This is a genomic window from Paenibacillus sp. FSL R5-0475 (genome assembly GCF_038004585.1).
Taxonomy (GTDB): Bacteria; Bacillota; Bacilli; order Paenibacillales; family Paenibacillaceae; genus Paenibacillus_AQ.
In genome coordinates this window covers 7062581-7081569 of record NZ_JBBORK010000001.1, presented here as the reverse complement: position 1 = coordinate 7081569, position 18989 = coordinate 7062581, and the positions used below count along the sequence as shown (strand labels likewise).

Here is an 18989-nt window from a genome sequence, read left to right as displayed (position 1 = left end):
CGTCATCCGTCATTTCTATTAAGAACCTATCGCTCCGTTAAACTAGGATTTTCCCATTTGCCTTTCCGAGAATCCTCTCACGATATCCTTCCTACCAAATAACGGAAGGAGCAAATTGGGGGATTTGGAGAGAGCACCTCACCCTACCAACCTATCGCAGCGCCATCGCAGCGCGGGTCTGTCCCCCCACTACGATATCCATTGTCATCTATGGATATCGCGTGAGCATGACCCACGCTCCCGTCATATGCTTCCACTTTCCGGACAATATGACCGGCTCCCGCCAGATCTGCCAGCACCTCATCCGCTACCCGTCCCTCTACCTTCAGCTCCTGCGTAGGTTCCCCCCACGTCCTCCCCCATACAAAACGTGGTTCACTTACAGACGTTTGCGGATTCATCCCATAATGCAGCATCCTTGTAAGTAGCAACGTTTGAGTCTGCGGCTGACCTTCACCACCTTGCGTACCATATAGAATCGCAGGTTTGCCCTCGCGGCAGGCCATGGCTGGCATCAGTGTGTGGAAGCTGCGCTTATGCGGTTCAAGCGTATTGATATGGTTCGGATCAAGCGAGAAAAACGAACCCCGATTCTGAAGCAGAATTCCTGTATTCCCAGCAACCACTCCTGAGCCAAACTCAAAATACAGACTCTGAATAAAGGAGACCGCATTTCCCTCCTCATCCACCACCGCAGCATATGCAGTATCACTACCAATAGGCTGACTGGTCAGCTGTGCCGCTTTTTGCATCGAGATCGTAGAGGCTAGTTGCCCTGCATAGTTCTTATCCAGCAACTGCACCAAAGGAATAGCACTAAAATCCGGATCTGTAAGCACTCTATCCCGATCACGAAAACTCAGCTTCAGCGCTTCAACAAGCAGGTGGTAATATTCATAAGAGCCATGCTCGATTTCTCCGAAATTAAAATGCTCCAATATATTAAGACTCATCAGCCCCGTAAACCCTTGAGAATTTGGCGGCACTTGATACACCGTATGCCCATGATATTCCGCATGAATCGGCTCGACCCAATCCCCCTGATGATCCGCAAAATCATCCCGTGTGAGATAGCCCCCAGCTGCCAGCATATAATCACAAATATCTTCAGCAATCTTCCCCTTATAAAAAGCGTCCCGTCCACCCGCAGCCAACGTCCTCAGGGTTGCCGCCAGCTGTGTCTGCTGAAATCTCGATCCAGCAGACACAGCCACTCCACCCGGCATATAAATCGCGGATGCCTCCGCCGACAACGTCGCTCCAGCAAACAGCGTATTATTCCGCTGGTCCGGCGACAGCGGAAACCCACTCTGAGCATAGCCGATGGCTGGCTCCAGCACCTCTGCCAGCGTTAAGCGGCCATACTTACTGAGCATAGCATCCCAGCTATCCACCATCCCCGGCACGGTGATGGCACTGCGGATTCCCCGCCTCGGGATAGCTCCCTCCCCGGCATAGCAACTTCTGCGAACTCCGTAACCCGACCGTCCACTTCCGTTATACGCCCGGACACGCGCCTCTTCTGTACTATAGGTCAACCAGAACGAATCCCCACCAAGCCCCGTCATATGCGGGTAGACTATAGCGAGCGTCGCACTAACCGCCACCGCCGCATCAAAGGCATTTCCCCCTTTTCCCAAAATGCGCGCACCCGCGGCCGAAGCTAAATAATGAGGGCTGACGACCATTGTTTTTGTGCCTATTACAGGTTTCTCCGCCATGTTCCCCATCTCCCTATTAACTTCTCGCTTAATTAATGTCATTTAACATTACATAAAAATCCCTTGTCAATCGGTTACGCTAAACCTCAAAATAACCATCCTCTTTTTGTGATTCATGCACAAAGATTAGCTGATTTCTAGTCAACCTCGTAGCTTCACACATATGAATTGTATAGAATGGGCTCTAAACACAAGGGGAGGTCTCACGTGATATCCATCCATAAAGATTATGTACAATTAGCTATCGCCATGTTCAGAACTGGGATTGTCGGCTATGGCGGAGGGCCTTCCGTGATTCCATTAATCCGGCATGATGCGGTAACTCGCTACACTTGGCTAAGCGACGATGAATTCGGGGAGACATTGGCGATTGCCAACGCGCTACCGGGACCTATTGCTACTAAAATGGCGGCTTATCTTGGATATAAACTTCGAGGAGTTAGGGGGGCGATACTGTCAGTTCTGGCACATATTTTACCTAGCTGCCTGGCCATGATCATACTTTTATCGGCTGTGAATTATTTAAGTGGCTCAAAAATAGTAGCTGGGATGATCGCGGGGGTATCTCCTGTCATTGCTGTCATGTTAGGAATAATAGCATATGAGTTTGCGCAAAAAGCCTATAAAGGGCTAGGAAAATATCTCAGCGCTGTCTTCATCCTTCTAGCCTTACTTCTGCTACAAATAATTCACATACACCCAGCTCTCGTAATCGTACTTTTTCTAGGTTACGGAGCCGTTCATTACCGGATCATCGCGAAGCAACAACAAGGAGGATCAAATTGATGGACTGGTTAGAGCTCATATACGGATTTTTCATGGCGAATTTGCTTGGATACGGCGGTGGTCCTTCCTCTATTCCATTGATGTATCAAGAAATCGTTCCCCATTACGGCTGGCTGACCGATGAACAATTCTCTAACATGCTTGCACTTGGCAATGCACTGCCTGGCCCGATTGCTACCAAAATCGCAGCTTACGTCGGCTATGATATCTACGGCTGGTTAGGACTCATCGTAGCTTTGTTAGCAACCGTCTTGCCCTCCGCAGTAGCGCTTATTATCCTGTTAGAGGTCATGCAAAAATACAAGCAATCCCCCGTAGTGAAAGGGATGACATTGCTTGTTCAACCGGTTATTGCAGTTATGATGGCTGCGCTCACTTGGACAATGGTCAAAGGTCCTACGAACTCTATCGGAATCTGGCAAACACTGTTCATTGCCGCAATCGCATTCTGGGCCATCAAGCGGCTTAAGCTGCATCCTGCCTTAGTCATCTTAGCCGCTTTTGCCTATGGTGGTCTGGTACTCCGCTACACGGTCTAACTAAACTATTTTAAAATATATTGTGACAATACCGCCTGTACCTCATAAATATTCACGGATTTATTAAAGGTCTTCTTGAGTGGCACAGTGCTGCTGGAAATATAGATACATAGCTCCGCATCCAGATCAAAGTGCCCTGCCGTCTCCACGGAATAATGCGAGATGCTTTTGTATGGGATGGAATGATAGTCCGTCTTTTTCCCCGTCAGTCCCTGTTTATCCACTAGAATCAGTCGTTTGTCTGTAAAAATAAACATATCTCTAATCAACTTGTAGGCTCGTTCAATTTTCTCTTGAGGGGCAAGGATTTGTGCATATTCCCGTTGTACCTCCGCTAGATTTACTTGTGATGCATTACCCATCAATCCGTCAAAAATCGCCATATAACTTCCCCTTTTCATCTGTTATTTTTAGTGGCTTGTCTCCTCCCACATAGAACCATATTATTCCACATTTCATATTCTATGCAGTGTAAAACTTCGCTCTGCCATCTTTTTACTTGCTAAATTTCCGATTATTGTTTACACTGTCATTAAATTTGTTAAGAAAGGGGTGTGGAAGGAATGGATCACAATTGGACCAACAGTGTTATGAGTCGGCTACCTAAAGCGATAGCTGGCATTGCTCATGTAAATGGCGATAACGGGAGAAGTCTGTCCATTTCCATGAATTTAATAACACTACACAATTGTGAAATGCCTTTCCTGCCATCACCCGGACGGATCAGTTAACCGGAAAATGATAAGGCCGTGGGGAAATTTCCCTACGGTCTTTTTTTATGGTTTTTTACAGAATTCCAGTTTCGATTTAGGGTTCTGGCGGTGCAAAGGGCATTCTTAAAGGAGAATATATATGATTATTCAATGCCAAAATGTTCAAAAATACCACGGTGCACAGCTCGTACTAAATAGCATCACCTTCGATATCCGCCAAGGAGAAAAAATCGGTCTAATCGGCCGCAATGGCTGCGGTAAAACTACACTTTTCCACTTACTGAATGGCGAAGAGCGCCCCGATCAAGGGCAAATCTCAATTCGCAAAGGTAGTGTAGTAGGAATGCTGGCTCAAATTCAAGAGGTTAACGAAAAAGAAACCGTATATGAAGTTCTACAGCGTAGCTTTGCTGAACCTATGCAATGGCAACAACGCCTGCGAGAGCTGGAGCTTGAAATGTCCACCTTCAATACCGGAACGGATGAAACGCTATGGAATCGGCTGCTGAAAGAATATGGTAGCCTTCAGGATAAATTTGAGACCGCAGGAGGCTACGAAATTGAATCCACCATTCAGCGAGTTGCCATTGGTCTAGGAATCGGAACTGGGCAATATAACCGACTCTTCTCCTCTCTTTCTGGCGGCGAGAAAACTAAAGTCGGACTCGCAGAACTGCTACTGCGTAGACCTGATGTACTTCTACTCGATGAGCCAACCAATCATCTAGACATGAACGCCATCGAGTGGTTAGAGCAGTACTTACAGAGCTATGACGGTACAGTGTTAGCCATTTCCCATGATCGTTACTTCCTCGACGCTGTAGTCAAGAAAGTGATCGAGATTGAGGATGGCGAGGCTTTTACCTTCCATACCAACTACAGCGGCTATCAAATAGAGAAGGAAACACGTCTACTTCAACAATTTGCTGATTATCAAGAACAACAGAAAAAAATAAAGCAAATGCAGGAGAGCATCAAACGCCTCATCGAATTTGGGAATCGGGGAACTCCCCCAAACCCTGCCTTTTACCGGCGTGCAGCTTCCATGCAAAAAGCACTGGATCGTATGGTAAAGGTTAAACGTCCTATTCTAGAGCGCAAATCGATGGATTTGCAGCTACAGCAAAATGATCGCTCCGGGAATCAAGTCGTCATACTGGAGGATATCGGTAAGGCATATGGAGAGCGAAGCCTGTTTACAGACGCAAACGAAGTTCTTCGCTACGGAGAAACTACGGCACTTATCGGTGGTAACGGGGCAGGGAAAAGTACACTTTTAAGAATTATATTAGGTCAGGAGACGCCAGACACCGGAAGCTGCACGCTTGGTTCAAGAACCGTGGTTGGTTATCTCGCGCAAGAGGCTGTCCCTGACAATAACAAACAATCCGTACTCCGCTACTTCCGTGAAGAGGCCGGACTAGAAGAAGGTGAAGCGCGCGGGCAGCTCGCACGTTTCCTATTCTACGGTGCCGATGTATTCAAAGACATCACGAATCTATCCGGAGGGGAATGGACCCGCCTGCGTTTCGCTGTGTTGATGCATCGTAAACCAAACCTGTTAATTCTGGATGAACCAACGAACCATCTAGACATTGACTCCCGGGAAGCGCTAGAGGAAGCATTAGAAGAATTCCCAGGTACAGTGCTGGCCGTTTCACATGATCGCTATTTCATTAATCGTCTGTTCCATAAGCTCTGGTCCATTGAAAGTGGACGATTTGGAGTTTTCAACGGCAACTATGAGTATTACAAGGAGAAGCAAGCTGAACAGGCGTTAGCAGTACCAGTCTCTATTCCTGATCAGCCTAAACCTTTCTCTTCAGATGGAACCACTGCACGCTCCGGTAAGCCTCAATCGAACCGTTCCGTGAATGTTAATGTCACCACGGCTAACTCGTCCAGTTCCCGCAAGAAGAGTATCCACTTTGATTGGGAAAAGGCTATTGCCGAAGTTGAGGATCAGCTTGGGGAAATTGATGCCAAAATGCTAGATCCACTGATCAGTAGCAATGCGGCAGAGCTCGCCGAGCTACAGAAAGAACGCGATGCAGTGCAAGAGCAACTAGATGAGCTCTATGCGGGCTGGATGGAAACTGCGGGACACTAACGATTATTACATGAGGAGAGACGGATATGAGCAACGAAACGAAGATTAAGCTTTTTTGGGAAGAATACACCCAGCTTCATCCACAAGCAGCGGATAACTACGAGGCTTGGGCCTTTGGCGACAGTCCTCCAATGGCCGATGAACTGCTAGATCTGGTGATCCGCAGGATTAAGACAGGAACCGCTTCGAACTATGAAATTTATGCAGTCTGTGACGAGACCTTACCAGAAATTGGCCGACATAGTATCCTGCTGGACGGCCGTGGTAATCCGCAAGCAGTGATCGTTACGACAGATGTGCAAATTACACCTTTTAATGAGGTAGGCGCTGACTTTGCCTATAGCGAAGGCGAGGATGACAGAACGCTAGAGTCGTGGCGCCATGAGCATGAGAAGTTCTTCTCCAGAGAATCCTTAGCGTTTTTGAAGAAGCCTTTTGATCCAAAGATGAAGGTAGTTTGCGAGAACTTTAGACTGGTATATTCGAAATCTTGAGAAACGCAGGAAACTAAAAAGGCGGCCTCTTCAGTTACGAAGAGACCGCCTTTGATGTATACTATACAACTAATAGAGTTAGATAATTATTAAAATACGGCTCAGCGCCAAAACCCCAGAATCCAGCCAATCACAGAGATCCATAACGGAATGCTGATTAAGATACCCCAAACCAGCCCAGTGGCAATATTGCCCTCTGCAGGACGCACCACATTTTCCTGTTTCAATGGAATGCTCAACTCTTCTTGTTCCATGCGATCCCCTCCTAAAATTCTTATCGTCACAGTAGAGGAAAAAATGTAGACCGCTCGACCTAAAAGCTTAGAATACCAACATTGTAAGTGCTTACATAATAGTAATTACCCATCATTTACATCATTAAAAACATCACTTTACGGAAGTCATATATAATATGCAAATTCTTAGTCCAATATTACTACTTTTTCTGGATTTCGTAAATATTCAAACATCGTTTCAATCTGCTCACTTGTATTCCTCTCTAATGAGAGCTCAGGCAGTTCATCTTCAGCAAAAAAGGATACTTCACTCGTCTCCACCCCTTGCAGCGCCTCGCCGCCTACAATTCTGCACAAAATAAAAAACTTATACACGTGATACGGCTCCGGAGGATGGTTATGAAATTTCTTATCTAAAACAGCCAGCAAGCGAATTGCTTCTGTCTCAAATCCTGATTCTTCTTGAATTTCCTTAACAACGACTTCACTCGGTGACAGACCGATGTCTCCCCAGCCCCCGGGAAGCGCCCACTTTCCATCTAATTTCTCGCGGACAAGCAGGATTCTGTCATCCTGAAAAACAACACCACGGATATCCACTTTCGGCGTAGAATAGCCACCCTCACTAGCAAAGGAGAGTCTTATTCTCTCCTTGCTTTCGAACGTATAATTAGCGAGGATATCTACACTTAGCTCCCGCAAAGCTTGATACCGTTCTATATCATAGACATCTTTAGCGTAAGTTAGTCCAGTCTGTGCGATGGCCTGTATTTCTTTAGCCCAGGTTAACCATTTCTGCTCCATTGCTGCACCCCTTTAAATAACTTGATTAGGATTACTGGCAAAGCATTAAATGACGGGAGAACAAACCTTTTTTAGCTTCACAGCGGTCTATAATCGTAAATCCAGCCTCCGTGATCATCTCATCCATCGGTTCAATCGCAACGATAACTACCCGATCTGCAATCCGGCGCGCATTCACTAGAATCGCAAACTGTTCCTCAGGTGTAATACTAGAATATAGATTATAAGGCATATCTACAATAGCTACATCGTAATGTTCTGTGATGTCAGCAATATCTCCAAGCGTAACCTCACTTGTGAATCCAAAATGAGCAATATTCGTTCTGGCACCGATCGCGATTTGAGGGTTAATGTCACGTCCAACCATATTGATTCCCATCGAGAGGGCTTCTACCATTACTGTTCCGATGCCGCAGCAAGGATCGATGGCTCGTACACCTTCCGGATTCGGAACGGCTATATTGACCGCAGCTCGGGCTACACGTGTGCTAAGCGCGATAGAGTAGCTACGCGGCTTTTTCATTTGACGGAACCAGGTGGCCTTGTTCTTATGATAAGCTCCAAAGTACCAGCGACCGCCCAGAGTAACAATGCCATATACCAACTGAGGGTGGTTTACATCCGCTTCCCCTTCAATACGTAACCCAATTTCCCGCTCGATCACTCTTCGCTCATCATATTCTATTTTGTCCGCAGGGGACAGATCATTGGTCTTCACAAAAATAACCTTAAACGTCTTGCCGCCAAGCTCCACCTGCTCCGTTTGATCATAAATCTCAGGCAAGCTATCTCCTTCGTACATAACATCAATTCGTTCTTTAATGAAGGGACTGCGGCTGACATCCACCTCTACCTCACTCTTAAAGATTGAAGAAGGTACTTCCTCTCCAAAAAGACAACGAAGCTCCATCTGACATAGTGATAACTCGTCCTCTGAACAGGTGTAAGTATATAAAAATGTGTTTTCTTCACTTTTCTTTTGCAAAATAATCCATCCTCTATCCCAGTAAATTGTACACCTAGCTTGCTACTCCAACATTTCGTGCTGACGATCATACCCTATACGCGCTTTGGCGATTTCAGCGTTGTTTCTATTGACCCATTCCACTAGGGAAGTTAAAGGATCCAGCAAGGACTCTCCTAAACTTGTCAGACCATATTCAACAGTCAAAGGTACCGTAGGCGTAACTTTACGCCAAACTATACCATCTCGTTCTAAATGACGCAGGGTTTGGGTCAGCATCCGTTGTGATATACCACCAGAACGCCGCTGAAGTTCTTTAAACCGCAATGCTTCTGCACCCAAATTAACAATGATGAGCACACTCCATTTGTCCCCAACCCTGTCGAGAATTTGGCGGGTGATGGAGCAATCCTCTAGCGTCGGCATTAGCCGAATGGGTTCGTCCATTGAATGTTCCAAAGTGGTTACCTCCATAGGAACTCAAGCATGTAATAGTGCCTTCTTGTCCCTTAAGTTTAATCAGCTTATCATGGTTACTGTTAGTAATCAACAACCGGAAAGGAACTATTAATTACGAAAAAAAGCTCCGGTCACGAGGATCAGATAAGACGTCTTTCTAATCGCTTTTGATCCATAGTGAGTTCTCCAGTATAATGATTCCTATAGAATGCTAAACAAGACGGTCACGCATGGCGATTAAGCTCATAGCCGGTTTTGCGCAGCAAAACTTAAGGAGGTACATACACACTATGTCATATGAAACGTATTTTTTAACACACCGGGATGAACATCTCGAAGAACTAAAACAATGGCTCAAGATTCCAAGTATTTCTGCCTTGTCTGAGCATAAGGACGATGTACTAGCTGCAGCCCATTGGCTGACAGACACACTAAAGAAAGCCGGACTTGAGAACATTGAACTTCATCCGACAGCGGGACATCCCGTCATATATGCTGACTATCTTCATGCTCCGGGTAAGCCAACCATTCTTGTATACGGCCACTACGATGTGCAGCCAGTAGATCCGCTAAACCTGTGGACTACACCTCCGTTTGAACCAGAGATCCGTGACGGCAAGCTGTATGCACGTGGAGCAACGGATGACAAAGGACAAGTATTCATTCACCTCAAAGCGATTGAAGCAATCCTGAAACAAGAAGGTACTCTTCCTGTTAACATCAAGCTCTGTATCGAAGGCGAAGAAGAAATCGGCAGCGCAAATCTCCCTCCATTCCTGGAAGCTAACAAAGAGAAGCTGGCTGCGGATGCGGTGTTAGTCTCCGATACTTCCCTGCTGGAACGTGGTCGCCCTGCAATTTGCACAGGACTACGTGGCCTAGGATCACTTGAAGTGAGCGTAACTACAGCTCTTACAGACCTGCACTCCGGCTCTTACGGTGGTGGTGTTCCGAATGCACTGCACGCTCTCGTGTCCCTGCTCAGCTCCCTTCATGACGACAAAGGCCGTGTTTCTGTAGAAGGCTTCTATGATGGTGTACCTGAACTTTCTCCAATGCTACGTGAGGAATTCGTGAAGCAAGGCGTGAATGAATATAAGATTCGCGAAGGACTTGGACTTGATGCGTTATACGGCGAAGAAGGTTATTCTTTTGTAGAACGTATTGGTGCTCGCCCTACACTTGAACTTAATGGTGTCTATGGCGGCTTCCAAGGCGAAGGAAGCAAGACCGTTATTCCAAAAGAAGCACATGCCAAGATTACTTGCCGTCTCGTTGGCGATCAGGATCCACAGCATATTCTTGATGCCGTTGAAGCGCATCTGAAGGCTAATATTCAAACCGGAGCGAAAGTGCATGTGACGCAAATGGAGAAGGCACGTGCCTTTAACATCGATCCATCGAACCCTATTCTACAAACTGCAGCAGACGCTTACGGCAAAGTATACGGAACCCGTGCCCTCTTCACCAAAGACGGTGGCTCCATTCCGATCATGGAAAGCTTCTCCCGTGTACTTGAAGCACCAGTGGTCCTGATGGGCTTTGGCCTTGATGATGAGAACCTGCATGCACCGGATGAGCATTTCAACCTGGAGAACTTTGATAAGGGACTGCTCACCATTGTTGAGTTCTTGAAGACTGTTTAAGAGAATCAGGTAGTATAACAAAGCCAGACTCCTCTTCATTGAGGAGCCTGGCTTTTTGATATCTAAGAATAGTTCATGACAAAACCATCAACCAAAACATAAAAAAATCCTTGCATCGCAAGGATTTGGAAGTTTAAATTATGGAGCGGGTGATGGGAATCGAACCCACGCTATCAGCTTGGAAGGCTGAAGTTCTACCATTGAACTACACCCGCATTAGAAAGTGAGTACAAGAGATATTGTATCACCCCCATAAATAAAAATCAACATTTTTTTATTCAAGCATAAACGCCTTCGGCGTCCTTATAAGGACGCCGAAGGCGTTTATGCGAAATATAAGACATAGAGTATGGTGTGAAACTTATACTTTCTTATATTTTACAAGGAAGCGCCAAGGGGAGCCTTTTTCAAAAATGAGGTCTCAAATTCAGCTGCTTGAATAGGTTTACTGAACAAAAACCCTTGAGCTTCATGGCAATGCTGCTCACGCAAAAACTGCAGCTGCTCCTTGTTCTCCACCCCTTCTGCGGTAACCTTGAGCTTCAAATGATGCGCCATAGAAGTAATCGTGGAGACTATTGCCGCATTATTACTGTCCTCCATAACCTCGGAGACAAACGATCTGTCAATCTTTAGCCTGTCGATCGGCATATCCTTCAAATAGTGCAATGAGCTATAACCTGTACCAAAATCATCGATGCTAATGAACACACCTAGCTCTTTCAAGCGCTTCAGCTGATCAAAAGCCGTTTCTTTATCCAAGGTCATACTCTCTGTAATTTCAAGATCTACATAACATGGATCCAAACCAATATCGGTCAGAATGGAATGAATTTTACCAGCCAGGTTCGGCTGAAGGAATTGACGCATAGATAAGTTGATAGAGACGCATATCGGCTGGTAGCCTGCTTGCTGCCACTGTTTATTTTGCTGGCACGCCGTCTTCAGTACCCATTCCCCAATTGGAACAATTAGCCCGCTATCCTCAGCTAATGGAATAAACTCATTAGGTGAGACAATACCACGCTTAGGATGATTCCAGCGCAATAAAGCTTCCATACCTACAATCTCTTCTGTCTCCAGCTGCACCTTTGGCTGATATAAGAGATAGAATTCATCACGCTCAAGCGCTCTTCGAAGGTCATTTTCCAGCTTCAGGCGTTCCTTTGCCTTCATCTGCATGGCTGGGATATAACGACGAATCTCCACACCCTGTTCCTTCGCATTATGAACAGCAGTATCCGCATTTTGAATGAGATGTTCAGCAGTTTCCCCGTCACCGGGATAAATACTCATCCCCAAGCTGAGTGAGATATGGTACTCGCCAGATTCTATATTAACGGGGGCTTCAAATAATCTGAGCAACTCTGTAGCTCGTGCCAAGCATTCTCCAAGACTTGCTCTTTCTGTCATTAGAAAAGCAAACTCATCCGCTCCCATACTATACAGTTCTTCACTGGATCTAGACTCATTACTGAGACGCTCAGATACCAATTTCAATAAAAGGTCTCCGGCATAATGACCCAGAGAGTCATTTATATTCTTAAAATGATTAATATTCATAATAGCCAAAGCTGAGAATTGATCATTTGTGTCCGTCTCTCCAGCATCAATCATTTCTTCTACACGCTGTGTCAGCCGACGTCTATTAGGAAGTCCTGTTAAATCATCATGATACGCCAAATAATTGATCCGTTCTTCGGCCAACTGTTTCTCGTAAAATGGCTCTTCAATTGTCAGGCGATACACGCCGGTAAGCAACTGGTAATAAGCAATTCCGCTACATAACATCCCAAAGAGATCATCAATATTTCCGCCACTTATGGGAGTCATAAAAAAAGCCTGGCCTAGCGAGAAAAAGATAAGTGCCCGAATAATAACAAGCAGCGAGGCTGACTTTTCATTATTCCCAGGAAATACGATGGCAGCAACACCTGCTAAATAAACAAAAAGTACTGCCAGATCAACGAATTGTTTAAGTGTACTCATCCAAGGCTTAGTAAATAACTCAGGCACTGCTGAGTGGATAAATACAAATAATGCGATGAAGAGCACGATCAACATGAAGGCGATTCTGAATACATTTCTTTTTTCGGTAACGGTCACTGGTTTATCTTCTCTACTAAAAATAAACAATATGCCCAGGCCGCTGGATAGACGTGAAAAGGTAAGCAGCCACCTTGATTCCTCAGGGGTTATAAACGATGAAATCAATGGAAATGCTACAAAGCCGAGTGTATGCAAGAAATCAATAATACATATTCCACCAAAAAGAGCTGCGACATATAATCTTCCTTTAGATAATCTGCTAGAGAAGAACAACCATCCCTGTGCAAATATCGCAAATCCAAAAGCAACAGTACAACAGCCGACAATGAGATAGAGTGCAGAAATAATATCCCAATTGTCCAATCGGTTTAACGATGTATGGAAAATTTGAATGAATAGGAACAGTAAGGCTCCTACAATAGCCGCTTGAATTGTCTTTTTCTCTTCTTGTCTCATAGATCCCTCGCGTCTGAAAATGATGTCGATTATTAAGCAACTATGTATAGTCTTGTCCTATGTATAAATATCGGCTAGATCGGTCTTTAAAGTTACATTTCTTTTGTGAGGTCGTATTTTTATGGCGATTATTCATAAATCTTGCATAAATATAAACCATTTTCTTCTAGCAGGCAAGCAAAAATACCTTCAGGCTTCTTATTAGAACGGTAAGTATTTTAGCGAAAAATATTAGAATCATTTATCAGAGAAACTTATAGAAATTTATTTTTATTCAAAAAAAAAGCACTTCCCCCTACGAACGGGTTCAGTGCTTCTGAACAACAGGTTTATTTATCTCCGAAGTTAACCTCTGGTGTTGTAAGCTTATCATAGAAATCAACCGCTTTATCCTTATCCGCCGATGCGCGAAGCGCCATTGCTGAACGTGGATGCTCATCAAGTGTTCCAGTGATCATGTAAGGAATGATATAGCCCCACTCTTCTTTTTCACGTAAAGGAATCATCAGGCGTTCAATGATATCAATTACAGGGCGCAATGTGTAACGTGTATTCTTCAAATGAGTCACTAGCAGCTCTGTAGGACAGTTCCCCGCAGCACGTCCCATTCCATAACAGGAAGCGTCCAGCAGCTCTACACCTTTCTCAGCAGCAATCAACGTATTGGAGAACGCGAGTTGAAGATTATTGTGGGTATGTACTCCCAGGCGTTTGTTTGGCAAATGAGTTTTGAACTTCTCAACTAAGTAATTGATGTCGTTGTGATCTAGACTACCGTAAGAATCCACAATGTATACCACATCAACTACACTCTCACGAATCATTTCGAAAGCTTCTAATAATTCATTCTCCATTACATTCGACAAAGCCATAATATTGATCGTTGTCTCATAGCCTAGATCATGGAAGGTTTGTACCAGTTGTAAGGCCTTCTCCACATCTTTGCTATAACAAGCTACCCGAATCAGATCCAGCATACTTTCGCTGCGAGGTAAAATATCATTCTCATCCACACGACCGATATCAACCAAAGCGGAAAGCTTCGTATGTCCCTTTTGCGGGATAACTTTACGTAAGAAGTCATCGTTTAGAAAACGCCATGGTCCAGCACCTTCTGCTCCTTTGAGCAGTTTAGGGGAGTTTTTATAACCGATTTCCATATAGTCAACACCAGCCTCATTCAAGCCGGCATACAAATTTTGCACAAATTCCACGCTGAAATCCCAGTTGTTAACGAGCCCCCCATCGCGAATGGTGCAGTCAACAATTTTACATTGATTAGTCTTCATAATTATCTCCCTTCAATTCCTGCAATCATCGTATGTGCTATTGCAATCATTATAACCTCTAGCATAGCTTTACTATGCAATTTATATCGTTCAATCATACTTTAATGAAGAATAAATTGTAAAGGTATTTCGCCTTTAGCACTTTAAAGTAATTACCACAGTAGGTCAGGGACAAATGTCACAGTATACAAACACTTAAAAATGCTACATTACAAGAAAACAGTTGAGATTGATTCTCAATCTCTTTTGGAGGGATTACAATAGCTACTTCTACCTGCTGTTCCTTACTGCAATTACAACCTGGCACTGCTGGAAATATTCATAAAATAGAAGGAATGAACCCCGTTCTACGCCGTCGTCTTGCTGATCTCGGAGTGTCAGAGGGTGTGAACATCCGTCTTAAAGGAAAGGGACCTTTTTGGGGACCGATTACGCTAGAATGTAACGGCCAGCTGTTCGCCATACGCCGCAAAGAAGCTTCTCTGATTGAGGTGAACGTATCTTGAGTTCTATAGCTCTTGTGGGCAATCCCAATACAGGTAAGACCTCTCTCTTCAATACATTAACGACTTCATACGAATATGTAGGTAACTGGTCAGGCGTTACGGTTGAGAAAAAGATCGGAAATCTGAAGAACGGGGCAGGCAAGCTCATTGATTTGCCCGGGATCTATTCTCTGCACCCACTCTCCCGTGATGAAGGGGTCGCAGCCCAATATCTGATAGAAGAATCCCCTGAAGCATTAATCAATATCGTGGATGCATCCCAGCTGGAACGTAATCTGCTGCTCACGCTTCAACTACTTGAGTATGGCAAGCCTACTGTACTCGGTCTTAATATGATTGATGTCGCTAATGCGCGTGGTATTCATATTAATCAAACCATTTTACAATCAAGATTGGGTGTCACCGTCCTCCCACTTATAGCAAGAACCGGTAAAGGCAGCGTACAGATGCTTAGCATCCTCGAGGAATCGTCAGCTATTCCTGCTGTAAAGTTCAAGCTGAATTATGGTGAGGTCGTCGAGCGAGCGATATCTTCTATAGAAAAGGAATTACGTTCTATAAAAGATCTGCCCAATCACCGTTGGGTCGCTCTACAGCTATTGGAGCAGAATCCGGTTATACTTCAGTTTCTGAAGTCGCGTATAGATGTTACGGGACTGCTAAGCATCTGCGAGTCTTGTCAGAGTGAGCTACAAATCAAAAAACTCGCCCTGACACTCCCGCAATGGATTCGCTCGAACCGTATGGAGTATATTCGTAATATTTGTGTCGAAGTCCTTGATACGACAGCTCAGAAGCCCCATAACTTAACCGAAAGATTAGATTCGGTATTGACTCATCGATTTTGGGGACTCCCCTTATTCATTTTCTTTATGTATGCTCTCTTTAAGACAACATTTGACTGGGTTGGCGGCCCCCTATCGGATATCGTAGATGGCCTGATATCCGGCCCTATTAGTGATGGAACGAACTCACTGCTTCAGACCATTGGAGCTTCAGGCTTCACGCATGCATTGATTGTGGATGGCATCATCGGCGGTGTAGGAGGCGTACTGGTCTTTGTTCCGCAAATCTTTATTCTCTTTCTGATCATTTCCTTCCTAGAGGATTCCGGATACATGGCAAGGGTCTGCTTGTTGATGGACAGCACCATGGAACGAATGGGACTGAACGGAAAAGCATTCATTCCATTTATCATTGGTTTTGGTTGCAATGTACCGGCCATTATGGCGGCGCGAAGCATCGAACAGCCCAAAGACCGCATGCTGACAACACTGTTAATGCCGCTGATGTCTTGTTCTGCAAGATTACCTGTTTATGCATTATTCGCAGTTGTATTCTTCCCTGAGCAACAAGCGTTTGCCGTTCTCTCTATGTATGTTATGGGGATTGTGTTTGCCCTAATTCTTTGTAAGGTATTCTCTAAATACTTATTCAAGAATGAATCCTCCGTCTTCATCATCGAACTTCCTCCTTACCGTATGCCGCAGATCAAAACCTTATCGCGCAGCACTTGGGAGAAGGGCAAAGGGTTCCTTCGTAAAGCGGGAACGATTATTCTAGCTGGATCAGCCATTATTTGGTTCATGTCTTATGCTGGTCCTGGCGGATTTGATGTAGAAATGGATCATAGCTATCTAGCTAAATTCGGAGGCATGATTGCACCACTACTGGAACCGCTTGGTTTCGGAACGTGGCAGGCCGGCTCTACCTTGGTCCCAGGATTTTTAGCGAAAGAGGTTGTTGTGTCTACGATGAATATCATCTATCACGCACCAGATACCGCTGGATTAGAGAATCAAATTTCACAAGTCTTTACACCGCTGAGTGCAATCAGCTTTATGGCCTTTATCCTGTTATATATTCCTTGTCTGGCCACTGTAGGGGTTATCAAAAAAGAAACAGCCTCTTGGAAATGGACTTTCTTCTCCATTGGCTATTCTCTTGCTCTGGCATATATCGTATCTTTTGTTATTTTCCAAGGTGGGCGATTATTAGGCTGGTCGTAGAACTTGTAATTCGTTGATTCTCTTAATGAAAGTGGGGCACCATAATGATAAATGTTCTAATCGTCACTCTGATCTTCGGTTATTCAGGCTGGATCATCTATCGACATGTGCAAAAGGGCAAGCAAGGCGCTTGCGCTGGCTGTGATAAGGGCAAGACCTGTTCTGCAGCGTCTTTAGATTCTCCCCTCTCCTGCTGCTCAACACCTGTTAATAAGAAGAAGTAGGCTTGCCTAACCGTTATATGAAAGGGTTCATAGTTTAGCTTGCATTGCTTTCGGGTATGTTTGTTATAAGCAACTACAGACTATACCTAAGGAGGTAATCACTATGAACACAAAAAAAACATTTTTCACAACAGCCGCATTGGGCGTAGCCTATTTACTGAAGAATAAGGGAACTCGCGATAAAATAATGAACAGTATTCAATCCTTTACTTCTCAATCAAAGGCTAAAAAATCCAGTGGCAATATTTAATCTTCAGCATTCTTACAAAAGCAAAGAAACCTCGCCTTAGGGAATGGTCGGTCTTCCATCCATTGTCCTAGGGCGAGGTTTCTTTTTGTTGATTATGAAGAGCTAATCATTCGCTTTCGCTGAGCAACCACTGAACCAATGTGCGAACCATGACTCCTGTACCGCCTCTAGGATTAACTCCACGTTCTTTAGAAAGAAATGCGGTTCCAGCAATATCTAGGTGTATCCACGGCAGACCTTCCGCAAACTCACCTACAAATAACCCAGCGGTAGTGGCTCCCCCGAATCTTCCTGCGGTGTTACGGATATCGGCCACTTCGCTCTTTAGCATTTCGCGGAATTCCGGGTAAGCCGGAAGCTGCCATATTTTTTCACCCGAAACATTAGCTGCTGTCAGAAACTGCTCCATAAATTCCTCGTTGTTAGTAACAGCACCTGTAGCTATATCTCCTAATGTCGACAACACTGCACCTGTCAGCGTAGCGACATCAATAACTCGTTTCGCTCCCCATTCCCGGGCATAGGTCAGCGCATCCCCAAGTACAAGTCTGCCTTCTGCATCGGTATTCAATACTTCTATGGTTCTTCCGCTCATTGATGTAATGATATCCCCGGGTTTAAAGGCATTAGCAGATGGCATATTCTCAGCGGATGGAATGACCATTACGACATTAATTCGTGGACGTAATCGGCCTAATGCCTCCATGACTCCAAGCACAGCCGCTGCGCCTCCCATATCACTGATTAACTCTTCCATGCCTGGGGCTCTTTTTAAGGAAATTCCCCCCGTATCAAAAGTAATCCCTTTACCGACCAGCCCCACTACATTATCCCAGTGCCCCGTTCCCTGGTAACGGATGACGATCATTCGCGGAGGGTTTACACTTCCTTTTCCGACTGCGAGCAATCCGCCCATTCCTTTTTGCTCAATTTCCCGTTCATCCAGCACTTCGGAAGGAAATCCATAACGTTCAGCAACTTCGATAGCGGCCATAGCAAGGTCAGATGGAGTCAGCAGATTGCCGGGCATATTCGTCAAGTTCCGTGCCAGATTCGTAGCCTCACCAAAAGCCAGCCCTCTCTGCATGCCCAGATTCCAGTCACGCTCGAAAGTATCCGCTGGCTTCTTCTCGATAGTAAAAATAACCGAGTTTGGACCTATATATTGAGATTGCTCCTGCTTATAGGTGGGACGACGATAGGAACCAAGTGACAACCCCTCAGACAACGCATAGGCAATAGATACGATATCCTTATCTTCTGTTAGCTCCTGAACACCTTCAGGCAACTGAAACACTAGCTGTATTGCCTTCAATCGAAGTGCTGCACGTGCTATCTGAACCGCCATTTGACGTAGGTCTTCAGTACTAAGTAATTGATCCCCTTTTCCAACTAAAATAGCTACAGGACAACCAGATGGATAATCTAATGGCAGTACATAAGTCTGATTCAGCTTCCCACTAAAGAGACCTGACTTTCCTAATAATCGAATTCTGTCATTCCACCTCTCTGAGAGGCCTCCATGTTGGGCTTCCGACTCAGAGATGATAAGAATAAGGGCATCACCCTGTATTTCATTAATGGCACTGCCACTATTAAATTCTATATTCATTGTGTCTACCTCCATTTGTCTCCCAAAACCAACCCCCATTGTAACATAAGCAAGGCCGATCTCTGCATCTGTATTATCCGCAGGGATCAGCCTCTTAAACACTTTATATTCTAATCGAATGT

19 protein-coding genes and 1 tRNA gene are annotated in these 18989 nt (G+C 44.9%); 10 read left to right on the top strand and 10 right to left on the bottom strand.

Annotation, left to right across the window (positions count from 1 at the left end):
• Positions 1-143: 143 nt before the first annotated feature.
• Positions 144-1721, bottom strand: coding sequence for a gamma-glutamyltransferase (gene ggt, locus MKX41_RS31915; protein WP_340974709.1), 1578 nt, complete (start codon positions 1719-1721; stop codon positions 144-146).
• A gap of 207 nt (positions 1722-1928) precedes the next feature.
• On the opposite strand from ggt, the gene MKX41_RS31910 reads away from it, so the two are divergent.
• Positions 1929-2507: a chromate transporter gene (locus MKX41_RS31910; protein WP_445671335.1), complete on the top strand. Its 579-nt coding sequence runs from the start codon at positions 1929-1931 to the stop codon at positions 2505-2507.
• On the top strand, positions 2507-3046 hold the full coding sequence (locus MKX41_RS31905) for a chromate transporter (RefSeq protein WP_076286319.1): 540 nt from the start codon (positions 2507-2509) through the stop codon (positions 3044-3046). Before MKX41_RS31910 ends, MKX41_RS31905 begins: the two co-directional genes overlap by 1 nt.
• Positions 3047-3051: 5 nt before the next feature.
• Here the strand turns inward: MKX41_RS31905 and MKX41_RS31900 are convergent, their stop codons facing one another.
• Complete coding sequence (locus MKX41_RS31900; protein WP_076298221.1) at positions 3052-3429, bottom strand: PH domain-containing protein; 378 nt, start codon at positions 3427-3429, stop codon at positions 3052-3054.
• Positions 3430-3609: 180 nt separating this feature from the next.
• Here MKX41_RS31900 and MKX41_RS31895 point away from each other — a divergent pair, with 180 nt between their 5' ends.
• The 3 genes from MKX41_RS31895 (at position 3610) to MKX41_RS31885 (ending at position 6363) form a co-directional block, all read left to right on the top strand.
• On the top strand, positions 3610-3777 hold the full coding sequence (locus MKX41_RS31895; protein ID WP_156114741.1) for a hypothetical protein: 168 nt from the start codon (positions 3610-3612) through the stop codon (positions 3775-3777).
• Positions 3778-3898: 121 nt separating this feature from the next.
• Positions 3899-5869, top strand: coding sequence for an ABC-F family ATP-binding cassette domain-containing protein (locus MKX41_RS31890; protein ID WP_076298222.1), 1971 nt, complete (start codon positions 3899-3901; stop codon positions 5867-5869).
• Between the two features lie 26 nt (positions 5870-5895).
• Positions 5896-6363: an ASCH domain-containing protein gene (locus tag MKX41_RS31885; RefSeq protein WP_340974707.1), complete on the top strand. Its 468-nt coding sequence runs from the start codon at positions 5896-5898 to the stop codon at positions 6361-6363.
• Between the two features lie 101 nt (positions 6364-6464).
• On the opposite strand, the gene MKX41_RS31880 is transcribed toward MKX41_RS31885, so the two are convergent.
• From MKX41_RS31880 to MKX41_RS31865, 4 genes are all read right to left on the bottom strand, one after another.
• Positions 6465-6617: a hypothetical protein gene (locus tag MKX41_RS31880; RefSeq protein ID WP_156113065.1), complete on the bottom strand. Its 153-nt coding sequence runs from the start codon at positions 6615-6617 to the stop codon at positions 6465-6467.
• A gap of 168 nt (positions 6618-6785) precedes the next feature.
• Positions 6786-7403, bottom strand: a complete 618-nt coding sequence (locus tag MKX41_RS31875; protein ID WP_042185753.1) for an NUDIX hydrolase — start codon at positions 7401-7403, stop codon at positions 6786-6788.
• A gap of 31 nt (positions 7404-7434) precedes the next feature.
• Positions 7435-8388, bottom strand: a complete 954-nt coding sequence (locus tag MKX41_RS31870; RefSeq protein ID WP_076298224.1) for a TRM11 family SAM-dependent methyltransferase — start codon at positions 8386-8388, stop codon at positions 7435-7437.
• A 42-nt stretch (positions 8389-8430) separates the two neighbouring features.
• Positions 8431-8826: a winged helix-turn-helix transcriptional regulator gene (locus tag MKX41_RS31865; protein WP_081382709.1), complete on the bottom strand. Its 396-nt coding sequence runs from the start codon at positions 8824-8826 to the stop codon at positions 8431-8433.
• Positions 8827-9116: 290 nt separating this feature from the next.
• On the opposite strand from MKX41_RS31865, the gene MKX41_RS31860 reads away from it, so the two are divergent.
• Entirely contained in the window at positions 9117-10472 is a 1356-nt protein-coding gene (locus MKX41_RS31860) for a dipeptidase (RefSeq protein WP_340974703.1), read from the top strand.
• A gap of 141 nt (positions 10473-10613) precedes the next feature.
• Here the strand turns inward: MKX41_RS31860 and MKX41_RS31855 are convergent.
• From MKX41_RS31855 to MKX41_RS31845, 3 genes are all read right to left on the bottom strand, one after another.
• Positions 10614-10687, bottom strand: a tRNA-Gly gene (locus MKX41_RS31855).
• A 163-nt stretch (positions 10688-10850) separates the two neighbouring features.
• Positions 10851-12977 (bottom strand): putative bifunctional diguanylate cyclase/phosphodiesterase, encoded by a 2127-nt coding sequence (locus MKX41_RS31850; RefSeq protein ID WP_340974702.1) that lies wholly within the window; start codon positions 12975-12977, stop codon positions 10851-10853.
• 329 nt (positions 12978-13306) lie between these two features.
• Entirely contained in the window at positions 13307-14266 is a 960-nt protein-coding gene (locus tag MKX41_RS31845; RefSeq protein WP_170880320.1) for an aldolase catalytic domain-containing protein, read from the bottom strand.
• Positions 14267-14505: 239 nt separating this feature from the next.
• On the opposite strand from MKX41_RS31845, the gene MKX41_RS31840 reads away from it, so the two are divergent.
• The 4 genes from MKX41_RS31840 to MKX41_RS31825 all read left to right on the top strand — a co-directional run bounded on the left by MKX41_RS31840 (position 14506) and on the right by MKX41_RS31825 (position 17255).
• Positions 14506-14772 (top strand): FeoA family protein, encoded by a 267-nt coding sequence (locus tag MKX41_RS31840; RefSeq protein WP_331281439.1) that lies wholly within the window; start codon positions 14506-14508, stop codon positions 14770-14772.
• Positions 14769-16781 (top strand): ferrous iron transport protein B, encoded by a 2013-nt coding sequence (feoB, locus tag MKX41_RS31835; RefSeq protein ID WP_340974700.1) that lies wholly within the window; start codon positions 14769-14771, stop codon positions 16779-16781. Before MKX41_RS31840 ends, feoB begins: the two co-directional genes overlap by 4 nt.
• A gap of 44 nt (positions 16782-16825) precedes the next feature.
• Entirely contained in the window at positions 16826-17005 is a 180-nt protein-coding gene (locus tag MKX41_RS31830; protein ID WP_076286329.1) for a FeoB-associated Cys-rich membrane protein, read from the top strand.
• A 103-nt stretch (positions 17006-17108) separates the two neighbouring features.
• Positions 17109-17255, top strand: a complete 147-nt coding sequence (locus MKX41_RS31825; RefSeq protein ID WP_179085847.1) for a hypothetical protein — start codon at positions 17109-17111, stop codon at positions 17253-17255.
• A 106-nt stretch (positions 17256-17361) separates the two neighbouring features.
• On the opposite strand, the gene MKX41_RS31820 is transcribed toward MKX41_RS31825, so the two are convergent.
• Positions 17362-18867, bottom strand: coding sequence for a leucyl aminopeptidase (locus MKX41_RS31820; protein WP_340974699.1), 1506 nt, complete (start codon positions 18865-18867; stop codon positions 17362-17364).
• Between the last annotated feature and the right edge of the window lie 122 nt (positions 18868-18989).